The organism is [Flexibacter] sp. ATCC 35103 (assembly GCF_001975985.1).
Taxonomy (GTDB): Bacteria; Bacteroidota; Bacteroidia; order Flavobacteriales; family Flavobacteriaceae; genus Flavobacterium.
On the sequence record NZ_MTQF01000010.1, the window covers coordinates 205,600 to 225,419 of the forward strand.

General features: G+C 33.0%; 19 protein-coding genes. 8 read left to right on the forward strand and 11 right to left on the reverse strand.

Going from position 1 to position 19,820, the window contains the following annotated elements:
* Window positions 1-152 precede the first annotated feature (152 nt).
* Both msrA and BXU01_RS19425 read left to right on the forward strand, forming a co-directional pair.
* On the forward strand, window positions 153-686 hold the full coding sequence (gene msrA / locus BXU01_RS19420) for a peptide-methionine (S)-S-oxide reductase MsrA (protein ID WP_083694824.1): 534 nt from the start codon (window positions 153-155) through the stop codon (window positions 684-686).
* Window positions 687-811: 125 nt separating this feature from the next.
* On the forward strand, window positions 812-2,380 hold the full coding sequence (locus BXU01_RS19425) for a YdiU family protein (protein ID WP_083694825.1): 1,569 nt from the start codon (window positions 812-814) through the stop codon (window positions 2,378-2,380).
* A 142-nt stretch (window positions 2,381-2,522) separates the two neighbouring features.
* On the opposite strand, the gene BXU01_RS19430 is transcribed toward BXU01_RS19425, so the two are convergent.
* Both BXU01_RS19430 and BXU01_RS19435 read right to left on the reverse strand, forming a co-directional pair.
* Window positions 2,523-3,491 (reverse strand): YpdA family putative bacillithiol disulfide reductase, encoded by a 969-nt coding sequence (locus BXU01_RS19430; protein WP_083694826.1) that lies wholly within the window; start codon window positions 3,489-3,491, stop codon window positions 2,523-2,525.
* Between the two features lie 4 nt (window positions 3,492-3,495).
* Window positions 3,496-3,972: a CYTH domain-containing protein gene (locus BXU01_RS19435; protein ID WP_083694827.1), complete on the reverse strand. Its 477-nt coding sequence runs from the start codon at window positions 3,970-3,972 to the stop codon at window positions 3,496-3,498.
* A 197-nt stretch (window positions 3,973-4,169) separates the two neighbouring features.
* On the opposite strand from BXU01_RS19435, the gene BXU01_RS19440 reads away from it, so the two are divergent.
* Together BXU01_RS19440 and BXU01_RS19445 are read left to right on the forward strand one after the other, a co-directional pair.
* Window positions 4,170-5,081, forward strand: a complete 912-nt coding sequence (locus BXU01_RS19440; RefSeq protein WP_083694828.1) for an OmpA family protein — start codon at window positions 4,170-4,172, stop codon at window positions 5,079-5,081.
* Window positions 5,082-5,100: 19 nt separating this feature from the next.
* Window positions 5,101-5,652, forward strand: a complete 552-nt coding sequence (locus tag BXU01_RS19445; protein WP_083694829.1) for a hypothetical protein — start codon at window positions 5,101-5,103, stop codon at window positions 5,650-5,652.
* A 91-nt stretch (window positions 5,653-5,743) separates the two neighbouring features.
* Here BXU01_RS19445 and BXU01_RS19450 read toward each other — a convergent pair whose 3' ends face one another.
* The 7 genes from BXU01_RS19450 to BXU01_RS19480 all read right to left on the reverse strand — a co-directional run bounded on the left by BXU01_RS19450 (window position 5,744) and on the right by BXU01_RS19480 (window position 13,014).
* Window positions 5,744-6,778 (reverse strand): o-succinylbenzoate synthase, encoded by a 1,035-nt coding sequence (locus tag BXU01_RS19450; protein ID WP_083694830.1) that lies wholly within the window; start codon window positions 6,776-6,778, stop codon window positions 5,744-5,746.
* 131 nt (window positions 6,779-6,909) lie between these two features.
* Window positions 6,910-8,112 (reverse strand): M48 family metallopeptidase, encoded by a 1,203-nt coding sequence (locus BXU01_RS19455; protein WP_083694831.1) that lies wholly within the window; start codon window positions 8,110-8,112, stop codon window positions 6,910-6,912.
* Between the two features lie 40 nt (window positions 8,113-8,152).
* Window positions 8,153-8,665, reverse strand: coding sequence for a DUF2199 domain-containing protein (locus tag BXU01_RS19460; protein ID WP_206196630.1), 513 nt, complete (start codon window positions 8,663-8,665; stop codon window positions 8,153-8,155).
* A 168-nt stretch (window positions 8,666-8,833) separates the two neighbouring features.
* Window positions 8,834-9,511 (reverse strand): metal-dependent hydrolase, encoded by a 678-nt coding sequence (locus BXU01_RS19465; protein ID WP_055092101.1) that lies wholly within the window; start codon window positions 9,509-9,511, stop codon window positions 8,834-8,836.
* Between the two features lie 29 nt (window positions 9,512-9,540).
* Window positions 9,541-10,503 (reverse strand): 1,4-dihydroxy-2-naphthoate octaprenyltransferase, encoded by a 963-nt coding sequence (gene menA / locus BXU01_RS19470; protein ID WP_083694832.1) that lies wholly within the window; start codon window positions 10,501-10,503, stop codon window positions 9,541-9,543.
* A gap of 97 nt (window positions 10,504-10,600) precedes the next feature.
* Entirely contained in the window at window positions 10,601-11,434 is an 834-nt protein-coding gene (locus BXU01_RS19475) for a 1,4-dihydroxy-2-naphthoyl-CoA synthase (protein ID WP_035681238.1), read from the reverse strand.
* A 722-nt stretch (window positions 11,435-12,156) separates the two neighbouring features.
* Window positions 12,157-13,014, reverse strand: a complete 858-nt coding sequence (locus BXU01_RS19480) for a S1 RNA-binding domain-containing protein (RefSeq protein WP_083694833.1) — start codon at window positions 13,012-13,014, stop codon at window positions 12,157-12,159.
* Between the two features lie 168 nt (window positions 13,015-13,182).
* On the opposite strand from BXU01_RS19480, the gene BXU01_RS19485 reads away from it, so the two are divergent.
* Window positions 13,183-14,532, forward strand: a complete 1,350-nt coding sequence (locus tag BXU01_RS19485; protein ID WP_083694834.1) for a M28 family metallopeptidase — start codon at window positions 13,183-13,185, stop codon at window positions 14,530-14,532.
* 59 nt (window positions 14,533-14,591) lie between these two features.
* Here BXU01_RS19485 and BXU01_RS19490 read toward each other — a convergent pair whose 3' ends face one another.
* Window positions 14,592-14,933 (reverse strand): DUF2853 family protein, encoded by a 342-nt coding sequence (locus tag BXU01_RS19490; protein ID WP_083694835.1) that lies wholly within the window; start codon window positions 14,931-14,933, stop codon window positions 14,592-14,594.
* 86 nt (window positions 14,934-15,019) lie between these two features.
* Window positions 15,020-16,687 carry a 2-succinyl-5-enolpyruvyl-6-hydroxy-3-cyclohexene-1-carboxylic-acid synthase gene (menD, locus tag BXU01_RS19495; protein ID WP_083694836.1) on the reverse strand — a complete coding sequence of 556 codons (1,668 nt, stop codon included), beginning with the start codon at window positions 16,685-16,687 and terminating at the stop codon, window positions 15,020-15,022.
* Between the two features lie 175 nt (window positions 16,688-16,862).
* Here menD and BXU01_RS19500 point away from each other — a divergent pair, with 175 nt between their 5' ends.
* The 3 genes from BXU01_RS19500 to pip all read left to right on the forward strand — a co-directional run bounded on the left by BXU01_RS19500 (window position 16,863) and on the right by pip (window position 19,698).
* Window positions 16,863-18,041: a thioredoxin family protein gene (locus BXU01_RS19500; protein ID WP_083694837.1), complete on the forward strand. Its 1,179-nt coding sequence runs from the start codon at window positions 16,863-16,865 to the stop codon at window positions 18,039-18,041.
* Between the two features lie 20 nt (window positions 18,042-18,061).
* Complete coding sequence (locus BXU01_RS19505) at window positions 18,062-18,559, forward strand: GNAT family N-acetyltransferase (protein WP_083694838.1); 498 nt, start codon at window positions 18,062-18,064, stop codon at window positions 18,557-18,559.
* A gap of 221 nt (window positions 18,560-18,780) precedes the next feature.
* Window positions 18,781-19,698, forward strand: a complete 918-nt coding sequence (gene pip, locus BXU01_RS19510; RefSeq protein ID WP_165689812.1) for a prolyl aminopeptidase — start codon at window positions 18,781-18,783, stop codon at window positions 19,696-19,698.
* The last annotated feature ends 122 nt before the right edge of the window (window positions 19,699-19,820 follow it).

Genomic DNA, 19,820 nt, shown 5'->3' on the forward strand with positions numbered 1-19,820 from the left:
ATTGCTTTTTTATATAATTGCGAATTTATCAATTGTAAACTTCAAACATTACATAACCGGTTAGTATCTTTAGTTAAATTGTCATTTTTTTAATAATTTATCACAATATTCTATCGGATTAATAGGGCAAGTAAAATTAACAATACCATTTTATGAAAAATTTATCAGTAGCTACTTTTGGTGGTGGATGTTTTTGGTGTATTGAAGCTGTAATTCAGCGTTTAAAAGGAGTAGAATCCTTAAAATCAGGTTTTTCAGGAGGTTTTATAAAAAATCCTCCATACCGTGAAGTTTGTACTGGCAGGACTGGACATGCCGAAGTTATACAAGTAACATTTAATCCTGACATAATTTCATATCATGATCTTCTTTATATTTTCATGACAAGTCACGATCCAACAACCTTAAACCGTCAGGGAGCTGATGCAGGAACTCAATATCGTTCTGTCATTTTGTATCATGATGAAGAACAAAAAGCAATTGCAAAACAAGTTTTCGAAGAAGTGAAACGTTTTTACGAAGATTCAATTGTAACTGAATTAAAACCTTTTGAAGTGTTTTACAACGCCGAAGAAGATCATCAAAATTATTACAATAATAATCAGGATGCGCGTTATTGCCAGATAGTAATAGATCCGAAAGTACAAAAACTAAAAAAAATGTACGCAGATAAGTTAGTAGGCTAATTAAAGATTTTGACACAGATTAGAAGGATTAGAATGATTTTCCTCACTTACTTATAAATTTCTTAGAGATTTAAAAAGAATCATTTTAATCTGTATAATTTGTGGCAAAAAAATAAAAAATACAAATGAAAAATTTAAAAATAAAGAATCGATTTACTACTGAATTGCCTGCAGATCCTAACGAAACCAATGAAATTCGTCAGGTTTCAAATGCTGTTTTTTCTTATGTAAATTCAACAAAACCTTCAAATCCGGTGCTGATTCATGCTTCTGAAGAAGTAGCTGAATTAGTTGGTATTTCTACAGATGAAATTAAGTCTGAATCTTTTGTAAATGCCTTTTCAGGAAAAGAAATTCTTCCCGAAACACGTCCGTATGCAATGCGTTATGCCGGACATCAGTTTGGGAATTGGGCAGGACAACTGGGTGATGGCCGTGCTATTAATTTGACCGAAGTTGAACATAATAATGATTTTTTTACACTTCAGTTAAAAGGAGCCGGAAAAACACCGTACTCCAGAACGGCCGACGGTTTAGCAGTTTTACGTTCTTCTGTCAGAGAGTATTTGTGTGCTGAAGCGATGTATCATTTGGGAGTTCCCACTACCCGATCACTTTCGCTGATGTTATCCGGCGATCAGGTTTTACGCGATATTTTATACAACGGAAATCCAGCTTATGAAAAAGGTGCTATTGTTTGCCGCGTTGCTCCGTCTTTTATTCGTTTTGGAAGTTTTGAAATGCTGACGGCCAGAAATGAACTCAAAAATTTAAAACAATTTGTTGAGTATAACATAAAATACTATTTCCCGGAGATTAAAGGCGAACCAAAAGAACAATACATAGAATTCTTTAAAACAGTCGCGGATAAAACCCGTGAAATGATTTTACATTGGCAACGTGTAGGTTTCGTGCATGGAGTAATGAATACTGATAATATGTCAGTTCATGGAATCACGATCGATTATGGACCTTATGGCTGGTTAGAAAATTACGATCCTAACTGGACTCCAAATACTACAGACAGTCAAAATAGAAGATACCGTTTTGGGAATCAACCGCAAATTGCGCAGTGGAATTTATATCAGTTAGCAAATGCTCTTTATCCGTTAATTAATGAAGCAGAACCATTAGAAAAAATCTTGGAAGCCTTTATAAATGATTTTGATTCAGATTACAAAACAATGTTTTTAAGTAAGTTAGGTATATTTACTTCTACTGAAACTGATAGTAAATTAATAATAGCTTTAGATACAGTTTTACAATTGTCCGAAACTGATATGACTATCTTTTTTAGAACTTTAAGCCAGATAAAAAAGACAGATTCAGTTGATCAGGCAATTGAAAAAATTCAATATTCATTTTATATACCGGAAGAAATTTCAGGAGATATTTTAGATTCCTGGAAAAAATGGTTTGCTGTGTATCTTGAAAGATTACAAACTGAAGAATTATCAGATGAAAATCGTTTAGAAAAAATGAACGCTATAAATCCTAAATATGTTCTTCGAAATTATATGTCACAGTTGGCAATTGATGCAGCAGATCAGGGAGATTATTCTTTAATTGATGAGCTTTACAAATTATTACAAAAACCTTATGATGAACAACCAGAATACCAAAAATGGTTTGCAAAAAGACCAGATTGGGCAAGATCAAAAGTAGGTTGTTCCATGCTTTCTTGTAGTTCTTAAAAGTTTTTTTGCCACGAATTTATAGATTTGCCTATAAAATAATGTCAAATTGAGCGAAGTCGAAATGCACACAAAGTGTTCTGGACTTCGCTCGAACTGACAACAAAAATTTGCCTAAATTCGTTAATTTGTGATGATATTTTTATTTTGAAGTAATAAAATCCACAATCATATTGGCATGAACGCGAGAGTTTTCGATAAACCATTTATGTGTATGCATCCCGCCGCACACAACTCCTGCTAAAAATAAACCTTCTACATTTGTTTCCATTGTTTCAGGATTGTATTTTGGTGTTTTTAATTCATCTTGAGATAGTTGAATTCCCATTTTTTCAAGAAAAGTCAAATCAGGTTTATAACCTGTCAATGCTAAAACAAAATCATTCTCTATTGTAACTTTTCCGTTTGGTGTTTCAATTTCGACTTTATCTTCACTAATTTCGGTAATATTAGATTCAAAATAAGCTTTAATACTTCCTTCAGCAATCCGGTTTTCTATATCTGGTTTTACCCAATATTTTACTCGATTATTGATTTCGTTTTTACGAATAACCATTGTAACATTTGCTCCTTTTCTCCAGCATTCTAATGCTGCATCAACAGAAGAATTATTGGCGCCCACAACTAAAATATTTCTAAAGGCATATTCATGCGCTTCTTTATAATAATGACGCACTTTTGGCAATTGCTCTCCTTTTATATTCATTGTAATGGGAATATCATAAAATCCGGTAGCAATAATCACATTCTTAGCATCATATGAAGATTTGTTTGTTGTGATTTTAAATCTTTTATTTTCTAATTTCTGAACTTCAGTAACTAGTTCAAATAAGTTAATATTAAAATTAAAGTAGCGATGTATATTACGATAATATTCCAAAGCTTCTTGACGGCCAGGCTTTGGCGCCAGGCAATTAAACGGAATATCTCCTATTTCCAGTCTTTCTGCTGTTGAAAAAAAAGTCATATACAAAGGATAGTTGAAAATACTATTTACAATCGCCCCTTTTTCTATAATCAGATAACGTAAGTTTTTCTTTTGAGCTTCTATTGCACAAGCAAGACCAATAGGACCGCCTCCAACAATGATTAAATCATATTGTTCTGTCATAGTTCTATTGTTTTTCCCAGTCTTTAAAAGGATTTTTACTCAAATAAGCATTATAGTATCTGGGGTCATTAGTAACTTCTTCTCCTAACCAATCCGGTTTCTCAAACGTTTCTGTTTCAGATTCCAACTCGATTTCGGCCATTACCAAGCCTTCATTTTCTCCATAAAATTCATCTACTTCAAAAATATGTTTTCCTGACTTTATCTCAAAACGGGTTTTTTCTATTTTGCCTTTTTCGCATAATTTAAGTAATTCCTGAGCTTCATCAACAGGAATTTCATTTTCCCATTCAAAACGCGACATTCCGCCTTGTTTTCCAATTCCTTTAATGGTAATAAAGCCTTTATTTCCTTTAATTCTAACCCGAACAGTTCTTTGCGGGATTGAACTTAAATATCCCTGAGCAATTTTATTTTGAGTAAAAGCCTGTTCTTTAAAATCACCAGATTTTACAAGAAACTTTCTTTCTATTTCGACCATTTCTCTGTATTAAATTAAATTTTATGCAAGTTACTTAATTTAATTCACTCCTAAAATCAAGAACTAGTTATCTATAAGATTTTGCTTAAATATGTAATCGTCTCAAAATTAGATATATAGATTCAAAATAACAGACTATTAATGTATTATGTATTTATTTTTTTGTTAAATTTGATAGAATCTTAACTCCATCACTTATGTCTAAAAAAGCACTTTATCTATTAGGCATTGCAATAACCATTATTTTAGGTACCTATTTGTATGTAAACTTTTGTTGCAATTGTACTATAAAAACACCAGCGCCTGATACTGAAAAAGTACCGGTAGTTGTGGGTGAAGAGACTAATTTTGTCCCTTTTATTCTAAATGGTTCCGGAATTGATTATCATACAAATGATAACATCAAGTTCCTGAAAAACAGTTTTGCAGTTATTCTGCCTGTTAGTGATTCTGTAGCGATTGGAATTGAAAACCTTAAAAAATTTTTAATTGCAAATCCAAAACAAAAAATAACCATCACCGGTTACGCTACTTCGGATGAGACAAATAGTACTTCGGATGAAAATCTTGGTCTTGCAAGAGCAAATGATATAAAGAAGTATTTTATTTCTAAAGGTTTATCAGCTTCTCAATTGGATACTAAAGGTGAGATAATTGATAAATGGAAAACAAATTCAGATACGCTTTTAGGTCCTGCCGAATACAAATTTGAAACATTGGAAACAACTCCCGATGTAACTGATGAATGGGTAGTTTTGAAAAATAAAATTAATGGAGATCCTTTAATCCTGCATTTCAATACCAATAAAGCCAGTGATAAACTGACAGATGTTGAAAATCAAAAAGTGGCAGATTTATTACACTATATGAAACATGAAAAAGATGCAGTTATTTTAGTGGTTGGACATAGTGATAATGTTGGAAATCGGGATTCTAATGTTATTCTTGCCCAAAAACGTGCTGATTTTTCTAAAAATTATTTATCTAAAAAAGGTATTGAAGAAAGTCGTATTACCACTGAATCAAAAGGACCTGATGAACCTGTTGGCGACAATAATACGGGAGAGGGAAAAGCGACCAACAGAAGAACCGTAATTACAATCAAATAATTAATCAAAATATACTATTATGAATATACCATGTATCTTAATACCTGTACTAGTTGGATTAATCTGTGGAATTTTGGGTTACTTACTAGGAAAAATGAATTCTAAAGGAGATGATTCGCTTGCTTTATCACTGCAGGCTGATTTAGATGCCTGTAAAGCAAATACAAGAAACCTGAATGCTAAAATTTCTTCTTTAGAAGATGATTTGGCATCAAAAACTAATGTTTCTGCATCCGGACAATCTTTTACATCTACTGCAGCTCCGGCCTTTTTGTTTGATGCATTACTGGCATCTGATACTTATGGAAAAAAAATCAAAGAAAATGATCTGAAAATCGTTGAAGGTATCGGACCTAAGATTGAGGCTTTATTAAATGCAGCTGGTATTACCACCTGGCAGGAATTATCAGAAACATCAACTGAAAAATTACAATCAATTCTGAATGCAGGCGGAGAAAATTTTGCGATTCATAATCCCGGAACCTGGGCTAAACAAGCTTTTTTAGCTTATCAGGGCAAATGGCAGGAATTAAAAGACTGGCAACAAGGTTTGCTGGGAGGAAAAGAGTAAAGAAAAGTTACAAAGGTACAGAGTTGCAAAGGTTCAAAGGTTTTGTAACTCTGTATTTATTTTAAACTTTTTGTTATTTTATTTGAACCTCCTAAAAAATTGAATCCCATTTTTTAGAAAGATTATACCATAATTGTCCTTGAGAAACTTCAAGCGGACAATCGATATTGTTGGTATAAAGTGCTCCGGTTCCCAAACCTTGAGGCATATTTGAATGCTGTAAAAATGTCCATTGTGAAATAGCGTTGAGCCCGATATTACTCTCTAATGCTGATGTAATCCACCAGCCAATATTGTATTTTTCGGCCAAATCAATCCATTCTTTGGTTCCTCTAAAACCGCCAATAAAACTTGGTTTTAGAATGATGTACTGAGGTTTGATTTTTTGCAATAATTTTTCTTTTTCTTCTAACGAGAAAACACCTATCAATTCTTCATCCAGCGCAATAGGAAATGGGGTTGTTTTACATAAATCTGCCATTTCTAAAACATTCCCTTTTTTAATTGGCTGTTCTATACTATGAAGCTGAAATTTGTTAAGTTGAACAAGCTTATCTAAAGCTTCGTTTAAAGCAAAAGCGCCATTTGCATCAACCCGAATTTCGATTTGTTCTGCTGAAAAATGACTTCGGATAAAGTGTAATAATTCTAACTCTTTCTCAAAATCTATCGCACCAATTTTAAGTTTGATACAACTGAAACCATCAGCTAATTTCTCTTCAATTTGCTGTTTCATATAGGCAGCTTCTCCCATCCAAACCAAACCATTTATAGTAATTGATTTAGAATTGTTTGTAAAATCTGATGGAAACAACACATATGGATCTTTACTTTTTAGTGATAAAAAAGCCATTTCGATCCCGAATTGTATTGACGGAAATTCAAGTAGCGCTTCCCATAAAGCAGTTTCTCCCAAATGAATATTTTCGCAAGCCCAGTTTAGTTTTTCTTCATAATCATCCCTGTCATCTGCACTTAAACCACGTAGAATTCCGCACTCTCCTATTCCTTTTTTATTATTTTCTTCAAGAACAATAAACCATGTTTCTTTTTGCATCATAACCCCTCTGGAAGTTCCTGAAGGGCGCTTAAACTCGAGCATGTATTTGTGGTAAGTTGCTTTCATGATTGTATTTTAAACCATATAAGTTATATAAGTTCATTTAATCAGATTGTGTAAAATCTTAATGGTTAAAGATTAAGCAAGCTTTATATGATATAGTTTCAATGAACTTATATAACTTATATGGTAAGCCTTTAATTGTATAATTTCAAAACTCTTTCAAAGTCTTTTGATGGTAAACCTGCTTTTTCGAAAACGGCAAAGTCTTGTTTTGTTTTATCTTTCCAGCTTAAATTATCGGTGACGTTTTGAGTCTGATATTTTTTATAGATTGCTTTTGCCTCACTATAATCGTCGCTCACCAAATAAACATGCGCTAAATTTAATTTTACCAATAACTCTGTGTCGTCCAGTTTTTCACCTTCTTTAAGAAACTTAATGGCTTTTGCATATTGTTTCGTCAGAATGTAGCAGTATCCAATAGAACTGTAATCAATTGCCGTAGCTTTACCATCATTTATGATAGTATTTAGCTTTTGAATCGCTTCATTGTATTTTTGCAATTTTATTAAAGTCGAAGCCTGAGTTCTCAAATCATTATAAACGTTTTTAGAAATATCTGCATCTTTATAACACGTGTTTCCAAAGTCTTTATATACTTTGTTTTTTTCTATTGGCAATAATTTTTGGAACTCTGTGTAACGATATTGTTTTATAATTTTATCCAGAATACAAACACAAAAATCATCAGAATTGGCCATTTTTTGAGCCATTGTCGATGTTTTACAAAGACTTATAATTTCGTTTTTGTTGTCTTGGTTCCATCCACGGTTTAATTTCGTGTCTACCCAAGGCACAACTTCAAGAACAATTTTTTGATTTAGAAGCCAGTTTTTGCTGTGAAATCCAAACCATATTGTGCTGATATCCTGACCTAAACACGAAGATTTATCAAGCGACAATCTTTTTGCGTCTTTACTTAATGGCTCTACCTGTGCATAACAGGATTTATCTGTCTTGCCATCATCGATATATTTTTTTGCAGCATCATTTGAAGTAAAAAGTGCATAAGTACAAGTATCATCTCCGGAGATTTTTGACATTAAAAAAACGGCTCCGGCAGAACCTTGAGAAATTCCGGTGGGATCCGGAATTGATTTTAGTACAGAAACCAAACTATTCGCCATTTGCTGGTTTTCGTCTAATAGTGTGATTCTATAAACGATTTCTGTTGTACCTACGGGCAGGTCTTCGGTTTTTAGTACGATTCGGTCACGGGCTGAAACTATAATTTCTTTTGTTGTAGCGCGTTCTTTGTCCCAATAACCATCTTTTTGAGCAAAAGAATGAAATGAAACTGTGATCAAAAAAAATAGTGCAACCTTTTTTAAATTCATTTTATAAAATTTAGTTTAAATGTCCATGCAAATTTCAAGCCTAATTTTTGAGCATTTGCTGAATTCTTTTTTCAGCCTCTTCTTTTGTAATTCCGTTGTAATAATCTTTTACAAATGGATGATCGAAATCTTTATGAGGAAAAATTTCGGGTCTTTCATTACCACTCTTAGTAACTACTGTTGTTGGGATACTACCTGAGAATTCATATTGCGAAATATAATTCGAAAGCCACCCAAAATAATTGGTTTCATGATTTTCGTTATCAAAGTTTTCCAGATAATCCTTAAAACTTTGTTCGCTTAATGAAACCCAGAAACCATATTCCAGATCTTCACAATGATCGTTAACTTTTTGAAATAAAACAACCCTAACAAATCTAAGAACATGTTCCGGATGTTTTATTACGCAAAAATCAGAATCGATTACTGCAATATCTTCTTTTTCCTGATCAGACAGATTATGATAACTATTAGGAGAATTATAGGTTAATGCGGGCCAGCTTTCGTGTTCCTGACCACAACATTCACAAATGAATTTAATCGTTTCGTTCATCTAATTTTATTATGAATACTAAAATCCCAGCCCCGATAGAGGCGGTATCCTTTTTTGAGAGGATTTTTCATCTTCTCAAAAAAGATATAGCCGAAAGCGGGAAATAGCTCCTTATGATTTTCAAACTTTTAAAATTTCGAAATTCTAAAAGCTCTATTGGTATACTAATTAAAGTTCTATTGAATCTCCAATTTCAAGAAGCATTAAATCTTTGCCTTTATCGAAAAATTTACGAATTGCATCTTCATGATTGATTTCGATATAACCGAAAGTGTCAAAATGATAGCCCAGGATTTTATCGCATTCGATAAAATCAGAAGCAATAATAGCATCTTCGACATCCATTGTAAAATTATTTCCGATTGGAAGTATTGCCAAATCTAATTTTGTACGCAACGGAATCAGTTTCATATCATATGTAAGAGCTGTATCGCCGGCTATGTAAATATTTTTATGCTCGCTTTCGATTACAAAACCGCCAGGATTTCCGCCGTAGCTTCCGTCAGGAAATGAGCTTGAATGAATGGCATTTACATATCTTACTTTTCCGAAATCAAAATTCCAGCTTCCGCCATGATTCATTGGGTGCGCTTTTAGCTCTCTTTGAGCATAATAGCTTGTAATTTCAGCATTTGAAACTATTACTGCATTGGTACGTTTTGCAATAGCTTCTACATCGAGAACGTGATCGCCATGTGCGTGTGTAAGCAATATATAATCTGCTTTTAATGTGTTTATGTCAATTGCCGCAGCTTTTGGATTTCCTGTAATAAATGGATCAACAATAATATGTTTTCCTCCAACTTCAATGCCCAATGACGCGTGTCCGTAAAATGTGATTTTCATTTTTGTAAAATTTTAAAGTTGAACTTTGTTTATCTTCCACCTAAGAAAAGGTTAACAATAATGTCTGAAATCAATGAAATCATACATACTGTTAATAATATTGAAAGCAAAAATGTGCTAAGTGCCAGTTTTTTTAATTCTGGGTCTAACAGCTTAGGATTTTGATTTTTATAGACGGTAATTAAATGTTTAGTTAAAGGTATGTAGGCCAATAAAAACAGGTATTGATCGAAATTGTAATCGCTTAAAATTGCAAAAACAACAACCAGAAGCATCGCTGTAATAATCAACGTAAAGTGATAAATTTTAGCTTTTGCCCCACCAATTTGAACTACGATTGTATTTTTTCCTGATTTTCTGTCTGATTCTTCATCGCGCATATTATTCAAATTCAAAACTCCTACGCTTAGCAAACCAATTGAAATGGCAGGAAGAATCAATAAAGGATCTACTTCTTTAGAATATAAAAAATTAACACCCAATGTACTTACAAGTCCGAAGAAGATGAAAACAAATACATCACCAAGCCCTTTATATCCGTAAGCTGAATTTCCTACTGTATAACGAATTGCCGAAGCAATTGCTGCAACTCCCAGTAATAAGAAAAAGATTGAATATCCGAAATTAGTTTCGCCAAATGCAAAATAAATTAAGATTATTGCAGATAGTAAAGTAAGCAAAGAGGTTATTATTATGGCTTTTTTCATGGCTTGAGGCGTGATAACTCCGCTTTGAATAGCACGCTTTGGTCCTATTCTGTCTTCATTGTCAGTTCCTTTTACACCATCTCCGTAATCATTTGCAAAATTGGATAAAACCTGCAATCCTAATGTTGTTAATAAGGCAAAACCAAAAATTTTCCAACTAAATACTTCTGTAGGTGTATTAATCGCTTCTGTAGGATTTGAAAGCGCGTAAATACTTCCAACTATAATTCCAGAAACTGATAAAGGCAATGTGCGCAATCGTGCGGCTTCAATCCAATGTTTCATATTTTAATTTTAGATTTTAGATTTCTTTAAAAAGTTTTCAGTCACAGTTTCAGTTTTAAGTTTCAAGACTGTGACTGAGACTGGAAACTATTACTTTTTAAGGTAACCATTTATTTTCACCAAAGTTTGGTTTTCTTTTTTCTAAGAAAGCATTTCTTCCTTCTTTTGCTTCTTCGGTCATGTAGGCTAAACGAGTTGCTTCACCAGCAAAAACTTGTTGTCCTACCATTCCGTCGTCTGTTAAATTCATGGCGAATTTTAGCATTTTTATAGAGGTTGGTGATTTCTGTAGGATTTCCTGAGCCCATTCATATGCTGTATCTTCCAGCTCATCATGTGGGATAACGGCATTTACCATTCCCATATCCATAGCTTCCTGAGCAGAATAATTTCTTCCTAAAAAGAAAATCTCACGTGCTTTTTTCTGACCCACCATTTTTGCCAGATAAGCTGATCCGTAACCTCCGTCGAAACTGGTTACATCTGCATCTGTTTGTTTAAAAATCGCATGTTCTTTACTTGCCAGAGTCATGTCGCAAACCACATGCAAACTATGTCCGCCACCAACTGCCCAACCCGGAACAACTGCAATAACTACTTTTGGCATAAAACGTATTAAACGCTGTACTTCAAGGATATTTAAACGATGCTGACCATCTTCACCAACGTAACCCTGATGTCCGCGCGCATTTTGATCTCCTCCGCTGCAAAAAGAATATACACCATCTTTTGTAGATGGCCCTTCTGCAGAAAGCAAAACTACTCCTATCGAGGTATCTTCTTGTGCGTCGTAAAAAGCCTGGTATAATTCTGAAGTTGTTTTAGGACGAAAAGCATTTCTAACATTTGGTCTGTTGAATGCGATTCTTGCAACTCCGTTACATTTTTTATATGTTATATCTTCAAATTCTCTGGCAGTTATCCAATCCATTTCTATTTGTTTAATTTTAAATAATTATAGTGTAAAAATAAAGCATTTTTACATTTTTACCTACTCAATTTACTTTAAGTCTGTGAGAAAATGACGCCTAATGTTAACAATTGGTATTATCTTACAAAAAATAACGTTTTTTAACATTAGTTTTAAAAAATTATAAGTAATTTTACACCCTAGAAATCAATGAGATACATTTTATTTCATAGGATTCAGATTGATTTTCTTTCACTGATTTATTAACCTAAAAAATGATTTTTTTGAGAAAATTTAAAAAATTTGTCGCTCATTTTTACATGGTTTTTATTCGTAAACCCTTAAATAATGAGCAAATGATTTACTCATTTGTTGAAACTTCGAAAAGGAAATAGTAACACCTAAGGTTAAATGCTGGAATTGTTTAGTAATTAGTATAAAATTGATTACGAAAAGAGGAAAAAATACTAACTAAAACTTTCCATAAGTTATTTTATAAACCAATGGATCAGCCGTGAAATTGATGTTTCGCTTTTAATATGAATGTATGAATTGTTTGAAGACATACCGTTTCAAGAAGTAATTTCTAAAATTTTTAAAGTAGTTATCTCTTGAATGGATTCGAATTTATTTTATTTCTGTTTTTTTTTAATTACAATTTTTTTTAAAACTAGAATAAAAAGGGAAAGGCTGCTTGTAATGAGCAGCCTTTCCTGTTTTTAAGGAATAATGTAAAGAAACTTTTAGTTTTCCTTTATCAGATAAATTCCGTCGTCTTTAATTTCTATAAGTTTGTCTTTGTATAAAGCTCCAATTGCTTTTTTGAAAGTTTTTTTACTCATTTTCAATACCGTTTTGATATCCTCAGGATGCGAAGCGTCATTTAAACGTAAAAAACCACGATTGGCTCTTAATTCATCTAATATTTTTTCTGCATTTGGCTCAATACTCTGATAACCTTGCACTTGCAATGCAACATCAATTTTATTGTCAGGGCGAATGTTTTTAATAAAACCAATCATTCTGTCTCCGGTTCTGATCGCATCATCATAAACTTCATCTTTGTACAACAATCCTTTGTGTTGCTCATTGATGATTACGTTGATTCCTAATTCCGTAATATGCGAAACGATTAAATCTACTTCTTCGCCTTTTTCAACCGTTAGGTTTTCATTGCTTAAAAATTGATTTAATTTACTTGAAGCTACCAAACGATTGGTTTTTTCATCCATATAAAGGTAAACTAAGTAACGTTTTCCTTTTTCCATTGGACGCGCTTGTTCTTTAAACGGAACAAGAATATCTTTTTCCATTCCCCAGTCCATAAAAGCGCCAACCTGATTGATGTAATTTACTCTTAAAAGGGCAAATTCATTCAATAAGATATAAGGTTCAAGTGTTGTAGCGACAGGGCGTTGTTCGTGGTCTAAATATACAAAGACGATTAATTCTTCGCCTATTTCAAATTCATTGGGAACGTATTTATTGGGTAATAATATATCGTGAATTCCTTCCGGATCTTCTTCAGGATTTCCTAAAAATAAACCAACTTTGGTATCACGTAATATGGTAAGGGTATTGTATTTTCCTATTTCAATCATTTCTATAAGGTTCTAAGCTGTAAAATAGCTGAGTTTCTAAAGTGCAAATGTACGAAGTTTGAAAATGGTACGACGAAAAATGTTTTAGATAAAAATGTATCGTAAGATCTTTTTTCGGTTTCTCTTTTTTTTAATTAAATTTGAGAATCTAAAATTAATTCCAAATCAATGAAAAAGACCATTTTTTATTCTGCTTTTATTTTTCTGTTTTGTACACAAATAACCCTTTCTCAAGTTGTTGAAGACCCGGAAATAAAGAAAATGATTACCGAAATTAAGGCTGAAAACCTTGAAGCAACAGTTCGTAAATTAGTTTCTTTTGGCACAAGACATACATTGAGCGATACAAAAAGCAAAACAAAAGGTATTGGCGCCGCGCAGCAATGGGTAAAATCTGAGTTTGATAAATATGCATTAGAATCTAACGGAAGACTAACTTCTGTAATTGATTATTTTACTGTTAAAGCTGATGGAAAGCGTATCAATAAGGATAGCCAGCTTGGCAATGTAATGGCGACTTTAAAGGGAACAGACCCAAATGATAATCGTGTCCTTATTATAAGCGGACATCTTGATTCGAGAGTTTCTGATGTAATGAATGTAAAATCAGACGCTCCGGGTGCAAATGACGATGCTTCAGGAGTTGCAGCTGTAATGGAATTAGCAAAGGTAATGAGTAAAAGATCTTTTCCGGCAACCATTATTTTTGTGGCTGTAGTTGGTGAAGAGCAAGGTCTTATTGGTGCCCGACATCTTGCTGAAACAGCAAAAGAATCAAACTGGAATATTATTGCAATGCTAAATAACGATATGATTGGCAATAGTTTGTCAAGTGGAACTAATTTAAGAGACAATACACAAATCAGAATTTTCAGTGAGACAATTCCGTTTATGGAAACCGAAGATGAAGCAAAAATGCGTAAAGCAACAAGCCGCGATAATGACAGTCCGTCGAGATTACTGGCACGTTATATCAAAACAGTTACAGAGCAATATGTAGATCAGTTAAAAGTAAAATTGATTTACAGAAATGATCGTTTTTTACGTGGCGGCGATCATACTCCGTTTAGCCAAAATGGTTTTGCAGCAGTTCGTTATTGTGAAATGAATGAGAATTTTGATCATCAGCATCAGGATTTAAGAACCGAAAACAATATAAAATATGGTGATTTAGTTGAATTTATGGATTTTGATTATCTTAGAAAAAATACGTGTTCTAACTTAGCAACTTTGGCAAATCTTGCATGGTCGCCAAAAGCACCAACAAATGTGGGCATTGAGGTTAAAAATCTTTCTAATTCATCTGCTTTCTCCTGGAATGCTCCGGATGGAAAAGGACAATACGGATATCAGATTTTGATGAGAGAAACATCTTCTTCTCACTGGGAAAAAACATTTTTTGTAAAGGATACAAAAGCTGAAATACCTTATTCTAAAGACAATTACTTTTTTGCAATACAAACTGTAGATGCATTAGGACATTCAAGTTTACCGGTTTTTCCGGTACCAATTAGATAAAATTACTACATAAAAAAGCGCCTGATCAGGCGCTTTTCTTTTTTAATCTTACAAATAGATTATTTGTAAATACTTTCTTTTTTAAAATGCAATGTCAGCAAATAATAAACAACAGCTCTGTATTTGTGTTTGTTCGAATGTCCATATTTTTGAAGAACAGTAGAAATCGCCGGTTCTAAATCCGGACCATCCGGTAATCCCAGTTTCTTAATCAGGAAATTTTTTCTCACAGTATCTATTTCTGAATGTTGAGTTCCGGCAACCGTAGATGCATCTGCATTATAAATAGAGGGTCCGCAGCCAATAACTACTTTAGTTAGTAAATCCATATCTGGTGTTACACCACATTTTACTTTTAGATCTTCTGCATACTTTTTAATCAATTCTTCTCTTGCACTCATAATAAAAATTTAAATTAGGTTTATAAAAACCAAATTTAAAGATTTATCCTACATTAAAAATTATTTTAAGTTAATTTTATTTACAATTACACTAATTCTTTAAAGTATTGTTTTAAAATAACATCGTTTTCAAAAGTTGGAGTAAAAATTTCTAAAATTCCTGCAGTACTATTTTCATTATAAAGTGCTGCTAAATTCTTTTCTAACGAAGGTACATCATTAGCAGTCAAATAATTAAGATTATACATTTTGGCTAAATGCTCAGCTGTTAGATGATGAGAGGTTTCAAAATAAGTATTAAAAACAGGTTTTTCTTCATGTCCTGGCAAAATTCTGAAGATTCCTCCTCCTCCATTATTTATCAAAATAATTTTGAAGTTTTTAGGAATATAGGAATTCCATAAAGCATTGCTATCGTATAAAAAACCAATATCTCCGGTAATGAATACGGTTTGCTTATCGCTTCTTCCTACTGCCGCACCTACTGCTGTTGATGTGCTTCCGTCAATACCACTTGTTCCGCGGTTGCAATAAACTTCAATTGAAGGATCAATCTCAATTAACTGCGCATAACGAATCGCTGAACTATTGCTAATTTGCAGCTGACTGTTTTTAGGAAGTGATTCTATTACTTTTTCGAATACTTTAAAATCAGAGAATGTAATTTTACGCAAATATTCCTGTTTTCTGATTTTTCTTAAATCGTAAATTTTATCAATTTTTGAGAAATATTTACTCGATACAAATGCTGTTTTTGGAAGCAGTTCTTTGAAAAAATCTTCTGGTTCCATTACAAAATGTTTACTTAAAGCATTAAATGTATCGTAAGCACGTAAAGTGTCTATATGCCAATGATGTGCAGGTTTGTATTTTCGTAAAAAAGCCTTAATACGTTTTGAAACAATCATACCGCCAAAAGTGATTAAAACTTCTGGTTCTAATTCTTTAAAATCACAATCGTCAAAAGGTGTAATTAAGCTGTCTATACTATTAATAAAACTTGGATCATGTAAGTTTGATGTTGTCTCCGTGAGCACTACAACTGAGGGATCTTTGGCGAAGTTTTCGAGAATTTCTTTGCTTACAGAATTAGCTTCGTTTATGCCTCCAATAAGAATTAATTTTCTTTTTGAAGTATTCCAAACAGAAACTACATCATCAATATTTTCAATAATTTTTGTTCCTGGAATTTCCTCTGAGTGCGTAATTTTTGGTTCAACAGAAAGTTCTGAAACCGTTTCGTATAATGGTTCCTCAAACGGAGCATTGATATGAACAGGTCCTTTTTGAAGAATGGCGGTTTCTATTGCTTTATTGATTTTTAAATCATTTTCGACAGAAGCATCTTCGGTTAAATTGGCATTGAAAACGGAATGGTTCTGAAAAACATTTTCCTGACGAATCGTTTGCCCATCGCCAATATCGATTTTGCTTTGCGGACGATCTGCAGAAATTACAATTAACGGAATCTGGCTGTAAAAAGCTTCGGCCACAGCAGGATAATAATTCAATAATGCTGATCCTGAGGTACAAACCACTGCGGTTGGCAATTTTGTTTGCTGGGCAATTCCTAATGCAAAAAAAGCGGCACAACGTTCATCAGCAATGCTGTAACATTGAAAGTTGGGATTTTGTGCAAACCCAATTGTTAAAGGTGCGTTTCTTGATCCCGGAGAAATGATAATATTGGTGATTCCTTTTGCTAAACAAATTTCGATAATGCTTTGAGCAAGCGCTATTTTGGGGTAAATCATTCTTATGGAGTATTACTTTTTTAAAGAAAATCTAAAGCTGACGATTTCTTTTTAATATCACAAAGTTACAAACTTCGCATTGGATTTAACTTATAAATAGGAAGATATTAAGGGCTGTTTTTAGAAAAAGGGAATATATTTGTAAAACCGATTTTTTAATAAAAATATACTCCTTATGCGTTTCTTCTATATCTTGTTTTTTTGCCTTTCGATACAAGCCATGCAATCTCAAAATCAGTTTGTTCCTGATGATACGCCTTATAAAACAGCTTTAGAAAATGCCAAAAAAGAGGGCAAACCGCTATTTGTAATGCTTTATGCTGATTGGTGCCCACATTGCAACCAGATGAAAAAAGAAGTTTTTAGCGATCCTGCAGTGATCGAATTTTTAAAGAAAAACTATACTTGTGCCTGGAAAAATATCGAAAAAGAAGAAGGAATTGCCCTTAAAGACAAATATGGTACCAAATCACTGCCTGCTTTTTTATTTATAGACCCAAATACTGAAACCCTTTTATATGCTTTGAAAGGAGAATCTAAAAAGGCCGATTTTATGACCGAGGTCAATTATGCCTTGAATCCTAAAATGCAATTGCCGTATTTAGAGAAACAATTTCTTGCAGATCCCAGTAATTCAACTACTTTTTTTACTTATCTGAATACATTGAAGAAAGGAAAAGACAGAACCGATTTATCGATTCCAACACATATTTACCTCAATACACAATCTGATGCACAATTGGTTAGTGAACTAAACTGGCGTGTTATTGCAAATGGCGTAACCGATATTAAGTCGAGAGAGTTTCAATATGTTTTAAACCATCAAAAAGATTTTGCTGTTGTAGCTTCACAAAATCGTGTTGATCGCAAAATTGAAAGCATTGTAAATGAATTGCTTCGCCCTTATGTTGACAATTTAGACACGATAAACTATTATAAACAAAGAGAAATTGCAAAATCGATTCGATTACAAAAGACAGATTCAATTGTTTTTAAATTTGATCTGACTTTAGCGGAAAGAACTGAAAAATGGGATTTCTATAAAAAGGTAACACTTGAAAATACCGAAAAATTGGTTTGGAATGATGCGAGTTTCCTTAAGGATATCGGTCAGACTTATTTAAAACACATTTCAGATGCCGAAAGCTTAAAAAAATCAATTTTCTGGGTAAAACATTCGCTAGAATTAAATGATTCATTTGACGGTAATTTGCTTGTTGCCAGACTTTATAATAAGATAAAAGATAAAAAATCAGCTTTAAAATATGCCAAAGATGCTAAGGTAATTGGTACCCAAATGGGCTGGAGTACCAAAGATGTAGATGATTTATTAGCTGAACTAAATAAGAAATAACAAAAAAGACCAAAACAACCATGAACGTAATACTTAGACCTGCGACAACAAATGATTTAGAGAAGATTCTGGAAATTGTAAATCATTCTATTTTGCATACTACTGCAAATTATAGTTATGATATTCAAACTCTTGAAGTACAAACAAAATGGTTTGAAGATAAAACAGCCAAAAACCTGCCCATCGTTGTGGCTGAGTTAGCAGGTGAAGTTGTTGGTTTTGGGAGTTACGGACAATTTCGTGAAAAAATTGGATATCAATATACCATCGAACATTCTGTTTATGTAGTTGATAATGTGATTGGAAAAGGTGTTGGATCTAAACTATTGCTTGAATTAATTCGTCTCGCAAAAGAACAGGGTTATCACGTAATGATTGGTGCAATTGACGCTGATAATGCCGGAAGTATTGCTTTTCATGAACGATTTGGATTTATAGTAACAGGAACCATTCGTGAGGTTGGTTATAAATTTGATCACTGGCTTGATTTGGTTTTTATGCAATTGATCTTGAAGTAATGGGACGCGGATGAAACGGATTCGCTAATGCGAAAACGCGGATTAATGCGGATTTTTTTCTTTTTTTTCTACAATGTTTATTTACTGGAACGCTTTTACCTGAAAGTTTTTTTACCGCAAAGGGCACAAAGAATTATGCGACGCAAAGCTGAATGTTAATATTTTTTCGTTTCGAACGTAAAAATTTAATTTATAAAGAAACTATTTTTAATCTACAACTATTGAATACAGACTATCCAATACAAAAAGGCTATCTTAAAGTTAGTGAAGTTCATGAAATCTATTATGAGGTTTGTGGCGTTGATGATGGCGAAACTTATTTATTTGTTCACGGTGGTCCTGGTGCAGGGTTTTCAGAGCATGATAAGCGTTTTTTTGATTTTAAAAAACATAAAGTTGTCTTTTTTGATCAAAGAGGATCTGCTAAAAGTAAACCTTTTGGGAGCATAGAAGAAAATACGACTCAGGATTTGGTTAATGATATTAATGCGCTTCTCTCCTCTCTTAAAATCGAAAAGATAAATATTTTTGGTGGTTCCTGGGGAACAACTTTAAGTTTAGTATTTGCTATACAGAATCCGGAAAAGGTAAAAAGTCTTTTGCTAAGAGGTGTATTTCTGGGAGATAAAAAATCAATTGATCATTATTTGAATGGCGGTGTCGAAAATGAGTTTCCTAAGGAATGGTCTCGTTTTAAAGGTAATGTACCAACTGCTTCAGGTTTAAGCATTCCGGCTTATTATCTTGATCAAATGCTGAACGGAAGTCCGGAAAATAAAAAGTTCTTTTGTTACGAATGGGTATTTTATGAAATATCGATCTTTAAGAAAGGAATAAGCGAAAGTGAAATTGATACTATTATAAATGAATTTCCGTTTGAGTCTTTAGCAATTATGGAGGCGCACTACTTGGGAAACAATTGTTTTATTGAAGACAATTATATAGTAGATAACATAAATTTTTTAGACAATATACCAACTATAATAGTCCATGGGAAATATGATGCTATTTGTCCGGTTCAATACGCTGAAACATTACATCATAAACTTAAAAGATCTGCTTTGTATATTGAAAACACAGGACATTCGGATTCTGAACCTGGAATTGAACAGACGATTATTGAGATTTTAAATCAATAGATTAGTTTGTTTTAAAGAGCTTAGAAACCAGTTTATACACGCTTTTGTCCTTTCGAGGCACGAGAAAATCTTCAAGAGTGGCTCGATAACCATTTAAGATTTAAAATACGCAACTTCGACTT

Coding starts and splice junctions, on each gene's coding strand:
- BXU01_RS19445 (WP_083694829.1), top strand. CDS start 5,101: ATGAATATACCATGTATCTTAATACCTGTACTAGTTGGATTAATCTGT.
- BXU01_RS19490 (WP_083694835.1), bottom strand. CDS start 14,933: ATGAGTGCAAGAGAAGAATTGATTAAAAAGTATGCAGAAGATCTAAAA.
- BXU01_RS19450 (WP_083694830.1), bottom strand. CDS start 6,778: ATGAAAGCAACTTACCACAAATACATGCTCGAGTTTAAGCGCCCTTCA.
- BXU01_RS19505 (WP_083694838.1), top strand. CDS start 18,062: ATGAACGTAATACTTAGACCTGCGACAACAAATGATTTAGAGAAGATT.
- msrA (WP_083694824.1), top strand. CDS start 153: ATGAAAAATTTATCAGTAGCTACTTTTGGTGGTGGATGTTTTTGGTGT.
- BXU01_RS19480 (WP_083694833.1), bottom strand. CDS start 13,014: ATGATTGAAATAGGAAAATACAATACCCTTACCATATTACGTGATACC.
- menD (WP_083694836.1), bottom strand. CDS start 16,687: ATGATTTACCCCAAAATAGCGCTTGCTCAAAGCATTATCGAAATTTGT.
- BXU01_RS19500 (WP_083694837.1), top strand. CDS start 16,863: ATGCGTTTCTTCTATATCTTGTTTTTTTGCCTTTCGATACAAGCCATG.
- menA (WP_083694832.1), bottom strand. CDS start 10,503: ATGAAACATTGGATTGAAGCCGCACGATTGCGCACATTGCCTTTATCA.
- BXU01_RS19455 (WP_083694831.1), bottom strand. CDS start 8,112: ATGAATTTAAAAAAGGTTGCACTATTTTTTTTGATCACAGTTTCATTT.
- BXU01_RS19460 (WP_206196630.1), bottom strand. CDS start 8,665: ATGAACGAAACGATTAAATTCATTTGTGAATGTTGTGGTCAGGAACAC.
- BXU01_RS19430 (WP_083694826.1), bottom strand. CDS start 3,491: ATGACAGAACAATATGATTTAATCATTGTTGGAGGCGGTCCTATTGGT.
- BXU01_RS19485 (WP_083694834.1), top strand. CDS start 13,183: ATGAAAAAGACCATTTTTTATTCTGCTTTTATTTTTCTGTTTTGTACA.
- BXU01_RS19465 (WP_055092101.1), bottom strand. CDS start 9,511: ATGAAAATCACATTTTACGGACACGCGTCATTGGGCATTGAAGTTGGA.
- BXU01_RS19435 (WP_083694827.1), bottom strand. CDS start 3,972: ATGGTCGAAATAGAAAGAAAGTTTCTTGTAAAATCTGGTGATTTTAAA.
- BXU01_RS19425 (WP_083694825.1), top strand. CDS start 812: ATGAAAAATTTAAAAATAAAGAATCGATTTACTACTGAATTGCCTGCA.
- BXU01_RS19440 (WP_083694828.1), top strand. CDS start 4,170: ATGTCTAAAAAAGCACTTTATCTATTAGGCATTGCAATAACCATTATT.
- BXU01_RS19475 (WP_035681238.1), bottom strand. CDS start 11,434: ATGGATTGGATAACTGCCAGAGAATTTGAAGATATAACATATAAAAAA.